Here is an 8,432-nt window from a genome sequence, read left to right on the forward strand (position 1 = left end):
TAACTCCTCACCGCGCCATTATACACACTCTCAGCCCATGAAGAGATATTTTCGCGCCTCTTCTTTGTGCATAGGGCTTAAGCGCAACAGTACATCGCCCACTTGTACGCGATAAAACATGTCGGGCTGACTCTTGGCATACCCTAGCACAATTTGGGCGGCCAAACTCTTTTCTTGCGCGCTGGCATGCTTTTCAACAAGCCCTAAAGGCCCTTTGCAATCTAGCAATTCAATGCGATCCATCAGAGGGTGCTCCATATCTAGCTTGACATTTTCTAACTCGTTGCGCGCCACCACACAGCGCGCCCCTCCCACCACCATGTAACGCCCCACCTTTACGATCACATTGTCTTGTACCACCATTGTTTGTTGGGTGCTTTGACGGTGGGCTTGTAAATCTTTCAATTTTTGACTCACACTTAAATCTGTGAGCAAACACCCTCCGCTAGGGTTTTCATAATGCTCTAAGCCTAGCTCTTTGATCTTGGCTAGTTGGCGCACACGGCTACGCCCCTGCACATCCCACAACCGCGTGCGATCCACCCAACTCTGCTTTTCCATAAAGCTAGGCTCTAAGAGTTGCGCGCTCATAGGCCTTAGCAAGAGTTGATCTAAAAATTGGGGTTTATTGGGGTTATTGCCCTGACGATCCAGCAAGCTATCAAAGCAACTTTCTTGCCCAAAGGCGCGCACCAATTTTTTGACTTGATCCATTGCCTCCCTGCGTTGACTCTTAGGGCGTTGCCCTAGCACCTCTCCACTGATCACAAAATCTGCCTGTAACTCTAAGAGTTTGTAAAAAGCCTGCCTGAACATATTGGCATGGCAATCAATGCAGGGATTAAAATACTTGCCATAGCCATATTTGGGCCTAAAGAGCACCTCATTAAAAAACTGCTCTTGAATATCACAAAAGAGGATTTGCGCCCCCACTTGCGCACTGGCTTTTTGCAAATACTCTCTCTTGTCCTTATTGCCCCCAAAGCCGATATTAAAATGCAAGGCGATCACCTCAATGTCCTGTGAAGCCACAAGGTGCATGGATAACAAGCTATCCAACCCCCCACTAAATAAGGCTAAGGCTTTCATAATAGTCTCCTTTTCTTTGGTGTAATTGCATGATCTTGGCGCGCAAATCCGTGAGGATTTCTAGGCGCTGTACCGGATCCAAATCCTGATATAGGTTCTCAATCTGGCGTTGTTGTTCTTGATAGCGTGTTTCAAGAAAGGTGATGAATTCGCTCTTAAACCCGTTTTCACGCATGGGTAATGAGTTATCCAAACCAATGGCCACTAATCTAGGATCGTCTAGATTGCCTGCAAGCAAAGCTAGCAATTCGCGCGCCAAGGTCTTAAACAGGGTTACCTCTAAAAAGGGACGCGCGCGCGCTAGCAAGGACGCATCGTTTAAAAGATACTTGAGTAGGAGAGCTTCTATTCTATCATGGGTGAGCATGTGTTGTGGGGCTGTTGGCAAAAAGGGGGTTTCTTGGGGGGGTTGCAAGCGCACCAATGCGATGGGGATTTCTAAAAGGTGGGCTAACATCGCTTGGTAATGCTCTTGTAGCAAAGAGGGCAAGCGGTGTAAAAACGCCAGCGCCTCTTGGAGAGTTTGCTGTTTGGCTAGAGGGTCTTGAAGAGGTGTGTCCGCACACATGGCGCGCAGGACATGTTCGGCAAAGCGCATCGGATGGGCTAAGATCGCGCGCATCGCTGCGCTCTTGCCCTGGGCTAGCATTTCTGCGGGGTCTAGCCCCTCTTCAAAAAACACTACCCCCCCGCGTCTATTGGCCAGCGCGAGCATCTGCGCGCCCTTAAAAGCTGCCACCCTGCCCGCCTCATCTGCGTCATAGCCCAAGATGACATCCGGATCAAAGCGCTCTAGCAAGGGTAAATGTTGTTCGGTTAAAGCCGTGCCTAGAGTGGCAACAGCATTATTAAAACCCACTTGATGGAGCAAGATCACATCTAAATACCCCTCTGTCAAGATGAGTTGTTGACTCTTAGCGATGTGTTGGCGCCCTTGAAAATAGCCATAGAGCAATTTAGATTTATTAAAGAGGCGACTTTGTGGGGAGTTAACGTATTTAGCCATTTGGGAGTTTTCTTGCAACACCCGCCCCCCAAAGCCCACAATCTTACCATTGGGGTTGTGGATGGGGAAGATGAGGCGATTAGAAAAACGCGCATAGATTTTACCCCTCTCATCTTGCCCCAAGACTCCCAAGTCTAAAAGGGCTTGTTTGTCTAACCTGCGGCGTTGGATAAACTCTAACACCCTAGGACCCAAGCAAAAGCCCAAGCGAAACTCCTGTATGCTTTTAGCCTGCACGCCCCGGCTGGCTAAATAATCTTGGGCTTCTTTGTGGTGCTCTAACAAATTTTGATAGCAACGCGTGATCTCTTCTAAGAGGTCTAACTCTTGGGCGGGTTGGGGTTGGGCGGTGGTGTATTCTAGGGCAACAGAAAACATGTTGGCGAGTTTTTGGGTCGCTTCTACAAAGTCTAGTTTTTCATACTCCATCACAAAGGTGATCGCATTGCCCGCCTTGCCACAACCAAAGCACTTAAAGCTATTGCGCACAGGGTTGAGGGTAAAACTAGGGGTCTTTTCATCATGAAAGGGGCAGATCGCCACATAGAGATTCCCCGCTTTTTTGAGTTCTAGGTAGGTTTGCACCACCGCCACAATGTCGGCGACTTGTTTGAGTTGATCTAGAGATTCTTGGGTGATCATGGGCGCATAGTAGCCAAGATAGGCTTATTTGTCAAAAAAGATTATTTATACTCTACTTTATAGATAATATTAGTCTATTTATATAAAGTTTGTTAAGTAAAATATTTTAATTTTAAAATAAGCCTTGACTTATCCTAGAATTTTTGTTATTATTTGGCACTTAAATTTTTAAGTGCTAATTTTTGTGCTAAAGGAGATACAATGTTTAAACCATTAGGTGAAAGAGTGCTAGTTGAAAGACTAGAAGAAGAAAAGAAAACCGCTTCTGGGATTATCATCCCTGACAACGCCAAAGAAAAACCCCAAATGGGCGTGGTCAAAGCCGTCAGCCATAAAATCAGCGAAGGGTGCAAATGCCTTAAAGAGGGCGATGTGGTGGCGTTTGGCAAGTACAAAGGCACAGAAATCGTACTAGGCGGGAAAGAATTTATGGTTTTAGAGCTTGAGGATGTGCTAGGCGTGGTGGATTCTTGCTGCCATGGGCATGAGCACGGGCATAAAAAAGGCGATCACAAACACGAGGGCGACTGCTGTCATAGCCACTAAGCTAGACTTTGGGGGCGTTTTAGCGCGCCCCTCCCATTCATACAACAAAAAAAGGACAAACAATGGCAACTAAAGAGATCAAATTTTCAGACAACGCACGCAATAAACTTTTTGAAGGCGTGAAACAACTCAATGACGCAGTTAAGGTTACCATGGGACCTCGCGGGCGCAATGTGCTCATTCAAAAAAGCTATGGCGCGCCTAGCATTACTAAAGATGGCGTGAGCGTGGCTAAAGAAATTGAGCTCGCCTGCCCTGTAGCCAACATGGGCGCGCAACTGGTTAAAGAAGTGGCGAGCAAAACTGCCGATGCGGCTGGGGATGGCACCACCACCGCCACCGTTTTAGCTTACAGCATTTTTAAAGAAGGTTTGCGCAACATTACCGCTGGGGCTAACCCTATTGAAGTCAAACGCGGGATGGATAAAGCCAGCGAAGCCATCATTGCCGAGCTGAAAAAATCTAGCAAAAAAGTGGGCGGCAAAGAAGAAATCACCCAAGTTGCGACCATTTCGGCTAACTCCGATGAAAAAATCGGCAAATTAATCGCCGATGCAATGGAAAAAGTGGGCAAAGACGGCGTGATCACCGTTGAAGAAGCTAAGGGAATTGAAGACGAACTAGATGTGGTTGAGGGCATGCAATTTGATCGTGGCTATCTCTCTCCCTACTTTGTTACCAACGCCGAAAAAATGACCACCCAGCTAGAAAACGCTTACATTTTGCTCACCGATAAGAAAATCTCTAGCATGAAAGACATTTTGCCCTTGTTGGAGCGCACCATGAAAGAGGGCAAACCCCTTTTGATCATCGCTGAAGACATTGAGGGCGAAGCGCTCACAACTCTAGTGGTCAATAAACTTAGGGGTGTACTCAATGTGGCAGCGGTCAAAGCCCCCGGCTTTGGCGATCGCCGTAAAGAAATGCTCAAAGACATCGCAATCCTTACAGGCGGGCAAGTGATCTCTGAAGAGCTAGGCAAAACCCTAGAAAACGCCGATGTGAGCGATCTAGGCGTGGCGGCGCGCATTGTGATTGACAAAGACAACACCACCATCGTGGATGGCAAGGGTCAAGCGCATGCCGTTAAAGATCGCATCGCCCAAATCAAAACCCAAATTGAATCCACCACCAGCGATTACGATAAAGAAAAGCTCCAAGAACGCCTAGCCAAACTCAGCGGTGGCGTGGCGGTGATTAAAGTGGGTGCGGCTTCTGAAGTGGAAATGAAAGAAAAGAAAGATCGCGTAGATGACGCGCTTTCTGCCACCAAAGCCGCCGTAGAAGAGGGCATTGTGATTGGTGGGGGCGCGGCTCTCATCCGTGCCGCCCAAAAAGTGCATTTAGAATTGCACGAAGATGAAAAAGTGGGCTATGAAATCATCAAACGCGCCATTAAAGCTCCTCTAGCCCAAATTGCGGCCAATGCGGGTTACGATCGCGGTGTGGTGGTCAATGAGGTAGAAAAGCACAAAGAAGCCCATTTTGGTTTCAACGCGAGCAATGGCGAATATGTGGATATGTTTAAAGCGGGCATCATTGACCCCCTCAAAGTAGCGCGCATCGCTTTGCAAAATGCGGTGTCTGTCTCTAGCCTGCTCTTAACCACAGAAGCCACTGTACACGAAGTTAAAGAAGACAAACCAGCTCCGGCTATGCCTGATATGGGTGGCATGGGCGGTATGGGTGGCATGGGCGGTATGATGTAGCCTTGCCTTTGCTTTTTGGAGGGGGCAAGGAGGGGGAATTTCTGCTATGTATTCAGTCAAAAAATCTCTTTTCTTAGAAAATCTGCGTTCCCAAAAGTTGCGCTACAAACGCTACACTAAAAGCCCTTTGCGCTATGGCGGGGGTAAATCTTTGGCGGTGGGCTTTATCTTAGAACACATGCCCGCTCGCCTCACAAGGGTTATTAGCCCTTTTATGGGCGGAGGGAGTGTGGAAATCGCCTGTGCTAGAGAACTGGGCTTAGAGGTGTTGGCTTTTGACATTTTTGATATTTTGGTGAATTTTTGGCAGGTGCTCTTAAAAGATAAAGCGCGTCTTTATGAAGCCCTGCTTGCACTAAAACCCACGCAAGACACTTATAACACCATTAAAGCCGAGCTCAAAGCGCATTATCAAAAAGAGCGCGTATTAGACCCGCTCATTCTAGCGCGGGATTATTATTTTAACTTCAACTTGAGTTATGGCCCCGGGTTTTTGGGCTGGATGAGCAAGATTTATACCGATGAAAAACGCTACCACAATGCCCTAGCTAAGTTAAAAAACTTTGATGCCCCCACTTTAAGCGTGCAATGTGCAGACTTTAAGGAAGTGCTTTTAGCCTACCCTAATGACTTTGCCTATTTAGACCCACCTTACTTTTTAGAGGGAGATTCTAAGATGTTTAAAGGGATTTATCCCATGCGCAATTTTCCCATACACCATAATGGTTTTGCCCATGAGCAATTAGCCCAAATGCTTAAAAATCGCCCCGGACCCTTTATTTTGAGTTATAATGATTGCGCCTTTGTACGGGAGGCGTATCAAGATTTTAACATTGTTGAATTGGCATGGCAATACACGATGGGGCAGGGAGAAACCAGAATGGGCAAAAACCGCCTTGAGCGGGGCGATGTGGGGTATGTGAAAAAGTCTCATGAACTTTTAATTATTAAGGAGTGAAAATGCGCATTTTAGAAGTCAAAACAGCCTTTAAAATCGCAGATGTGGAGTTTGTGCCCGGTAGTACAAAACTTAACTTCAATTATCTTAAAGAATTGAAAGATGAAGACCACAATCCCCTACCCCAAAGCATTTTGACTAAAAATATCGCCCGGGTGTATTTAATTGTTGTGGATGGGATGATTAAAAAGATCGGGGGCTCTCAAGCACAAGGGGGGATTAAAAACACCTTAGAAATTTATAGAGATGGGGGTGTGAAAGGGAGACCGAGCATCCGCAGTTTTGGGATTTGGTATTTTCTCTACCACACCATTTTATCGGACAAAAAGATAGAATTTTACATGATTTATCAAGATAATTTTAAGGCGCATGTTAAAGGTTTATTAGGGCTACACGAAGTGCCTGACGCTTCTCTTAGCTATAAATTTTTAGAAAATGCGTGTCTATTAGATTACCAAAAAGTGATGGGGTGTTACCCTGAGTGGAATGTCCAAGAGCAGGGCAAGGATTGGCCCAGTGAGGCTAAAGACACCCACGCCCGCCTTTTACAAAACGCCCAACTGAGGAAGAAGAAAATTAAAAGAGGGGCGATCAAAGATCCCAAGATAGATAATCTAAATGGGGTTTAACTTCATTGTCTCACTTTACTCACTTGGGCATCAAAGCGCAGGAAATAACGCCCCACCTTGATGATCTCCTCCAAGCGTTCGCTATGTAGGGCGTTTTTGATCATCTCATAGAAGATGGTGGGGGGATGAAATGGGGAGAGGAGAGTTTTAACATGGGGGGGGGGTTTAGCACAATGCAAGTGCTCTTTTTGCGCGCGAGCCGGGGTTAAGCAGTATGCTTTGAAGCCGTTAGCGAGTGTGGGGTTAAGATTAAGCGGCATGATTGACTAATTGTACTAAAATCCCCTCATGCCCTATTTAGAATCTATAAGCGCGGCTCTTTGGCGCGTACGAGCCCTTTAATGCCCTTTTTAGAGGCTGTGGCTAGCCTGCAGGCGCGCGCGCCTAAACTCATTAAAGACCGGGCTAAATTCAAGTTTGAAGAGTATCTGCGCGCCTTTAGCATTAGCGGGGTGAGCAAGATCAATCAGCTGGTGGCCACCCAAAGCGCGTTAGAGAAAGCCCTAGCCAAGGGCTTTAGCTTTGCCCAATTTCTCAAGGCTAACCCTAATTTTCTCCCCCAATTAGATAAAAAACGCACTGAGCGCATTTTTACGCACAATCTCATCTACGCCAACACGCGTGGGAAGATGTTACGCTATGAAAACGCTCCGCCCATTGCAGACTCTAGCAATGGGGATGGGTGGTACTTCGTATTTCATAGCCGGCATGATGATCGGGCACGGCATTTGGCTTACGATAGCATTTGTCTACCCCGCAAGCATCCCTTTTGGAAAACCCACACCCCGCCCCTAGATTGGGGTTGTAGATGCCGCCTTTCTATGCACTCTAAAGAGGAGTTAAAGCGTTATAACCGCCTCAATGACACGCATTACCAAATCACCCCCACGCCTCCCCCTAGCGTGCGCTCTGCTAAGGAGAAAAACGCTTTTGAGAGCGATGTCTACAAATTCTTACACAACTTTTTTAACGCCAAATTGCAAAGGTACGCGGGGAATAAAGAAGCTATGGCGCGTTTGGCAAGCGTGGTGCGTGTGTGTGAAGCCAAGAAAATGCGCTTTAAAAAGTTGATAGAACTCTCTAAGAGCCCCGAACAGATTATAGACTTTGCCACCCTCAAGCCTGAGATTATGCAGGTGGTGGGGGCCCACACCCCGCTGATTAAGCTACAAGGGGCGCAAATGAATAGCCACTTAGAAAAGCACAAGCATACGGATTTATTTGATTACTATTTGGCGCAAGACATTTTGCAAGAACCTTTATTGATAGCTAAAGATAAGGGGTTTAATGTGGCAATTGGCGTGAAATTCGGGCGTTGGTATAAAATTGCTATCAAAATTTTAAAGGGAGAGAATTGGTTAAGTTCTTTAATGTGGACAAGCACTAAAGAAAAATTAGAGCGAAATCTGGGTAACAAAGAAAACATTCTTTATAAAGATCCCAAATTTGGGCTATGACCCTGCCAGCAGGGAGGTAGCTAGGCACGCCCAACCTAGCACGAAATGCGCATTCGCGACCTCTAAGGCACATATGTCTATCCCCATCAAGCAGGGGAGTCATTCTAAGACATGCGCCCTTTGGAAAAGGTTAAAATTGGCGTGAACTTAGGGCGGTGGTATAAAATTGCTATCAAAATTTTAAAGGGAGAGAATTGGTTAAGTTCTTTAATGTGGAGCAATGACCTTAAGAATATCAAGGACAATTTAGACAATAAAAAATTTCTTTACAGGAACCCTAATTTTAAATGGGAATAGATGTACCACCCCGGGGGATTACTTCCTAAGAAGACCAGCAGGGCCTGACCCCCATTTGGGGTACCCCCGTGAGTATCCTAGCTACCAGCGAAGGCGCGT

The 8,432-nt window shown here is 46.5% G+C and carries 9 protein-coding genes; 6 read left to right on the forward strand and 3 right to left on the reverse strand.

Annotated features, from left to right (window positions below; translation table 11 throughout):
- Positions 1 to 30: 30 nt before the first annotated feature.
- Entirely contained in the window at positions 31 to 1,089 is a 1,059-nt protein-coding gene (locus EAO38_RS01900; RefSeq protein WP_121020569.1) for a 7-cyano-7-deazaguanine synthase, read from the reverse strand.
- Positions 1,067 to 2,737, reverse strand: a complete 1,671-nt coding sequence (dnaG, locus tag EAO38_RS01905) for a DNA primase (RefSeq protein WP_121020571.1) — start codon at positions 2,735 to 2,737, stop codon at positions 1,067 to 1,069. Before dnaG ends, EAO38_RS01900 begins: the two co-directional genes overlap by 23 nt.
- 201 nt (positions 2,738 to 2,938) lie before the next feature.
- Between dnaG and groES the strand changes: the two genes are divergently transcribed.
- From groES to EAO38_RS01925, 4 genes are all read left to right on the forward strand, one after another.
- Positions 2,939 to 3,283 carry a co-chaperone GroES gene (gene groES, locus EAO38_RS01910; RefSeq protein WP_053941367.1) on the forward strand — a complete coding sequence of 115 codons (345 nt, stop codon included), beginning with the start codon at positions 2,939 to 2,941 and terminating at the stop codon, positions 3,281 to 3,283.
- 62 nt (positions 3,284 to 3,345) lie between these two features.
- Positions 3,346 to 4,992, forward strand: coding sequence for a chaperonin GroEL (gene groL / locus EAO38_RS01915; RefSeq protein WP_104751599.1), 1,647 nt, complete (start codon positions 3,346 to 3,348; stop codon positions 4,990 to 4,992).
- A 46-nt stretch (positions 4,993 to 5,038) separates the two neighbouring features.
- Positions 5,039 to 5,950: a DNA adenine methylase gene (locus EAO38_RS01920; protein ID WP_121020573.1), complete on the forward strand. Its 912-nt coding sequence runs from the start codon at positions 5,039 to 5,041 to the stop codon at positions 5,948 to 5,950.
- Between the two features lie 2 nt (positions 5,951 to 5,952).
- Positions 5,953 to 6,579 carry a GIY-YIG nuclease family protein gene (locus EAO38_RS01925; RefSeq protein ID WP_121020575.1) on the forward strand — a complete coding sequence of 209 codons (627 nt, stop codon included), beginning with the start codon at positions 5,953 to 5,955 and terminating at the stop codon, positions 6,577 to 6,579.
- Between the two features lie 2 nt (positions 6,580 to 6,581).
- On the opposite strand, the gene EAO38_RS01930 is transcribed toward EAO38_RS01925, so the two are convergent.
- Complete coding sequence (locus tag EAO38_RS01930; RefSeq protein WP_162982654.1) at positions 6,582 to 6,758, reverse strand: hypothetical protein; 177 nt, start codon at positions 6,756 to 6,758, stop codon at positions 6,582 to 6,584.
- 141 nt (positions 6,759 to 6,899) lie between these two features.
- Here EAO38_RS01930 and EAO38_RS01935 point away from each other — a divergent pair, with 141 nt between their 5' ends.
- Positions 6,900 to 8,036, forward strand: a complete 1,137-nt coding sequence (locus tag EAO38_RS01935; protein WP_235852470.1) for a phage head morphogenesis protein — start codon at positions 6,900 to 6,902, stop codon at positions 8,034 to 8,036.
- A 111-nt stretch (positions 8,037 to 8,147) separates the two neighbouring features.
- Positions 8,148 to 8,333, forward strand: a complete 186-nt coding sequence (locus tag EAO38_RS01940) for a hypothetical protein (RefSeq protein ID WP_121020580.1) — start codon at positions 8,148 to 8,150, stop codon at positions 8,331 to 8,333.
- Positions 8,334 to 8,432: the final 99 nt, after the last annotated feature.

The organism is Helicobacter vulpis, assembly GCF_003660395.1.
Classification (GTDB): domain Bacteria; phylum Campylobacterota; class Campylobacteria; order Campylobacterales; family Helicobacteraceae; genus Helicobacter; species Helicobacter vulpis.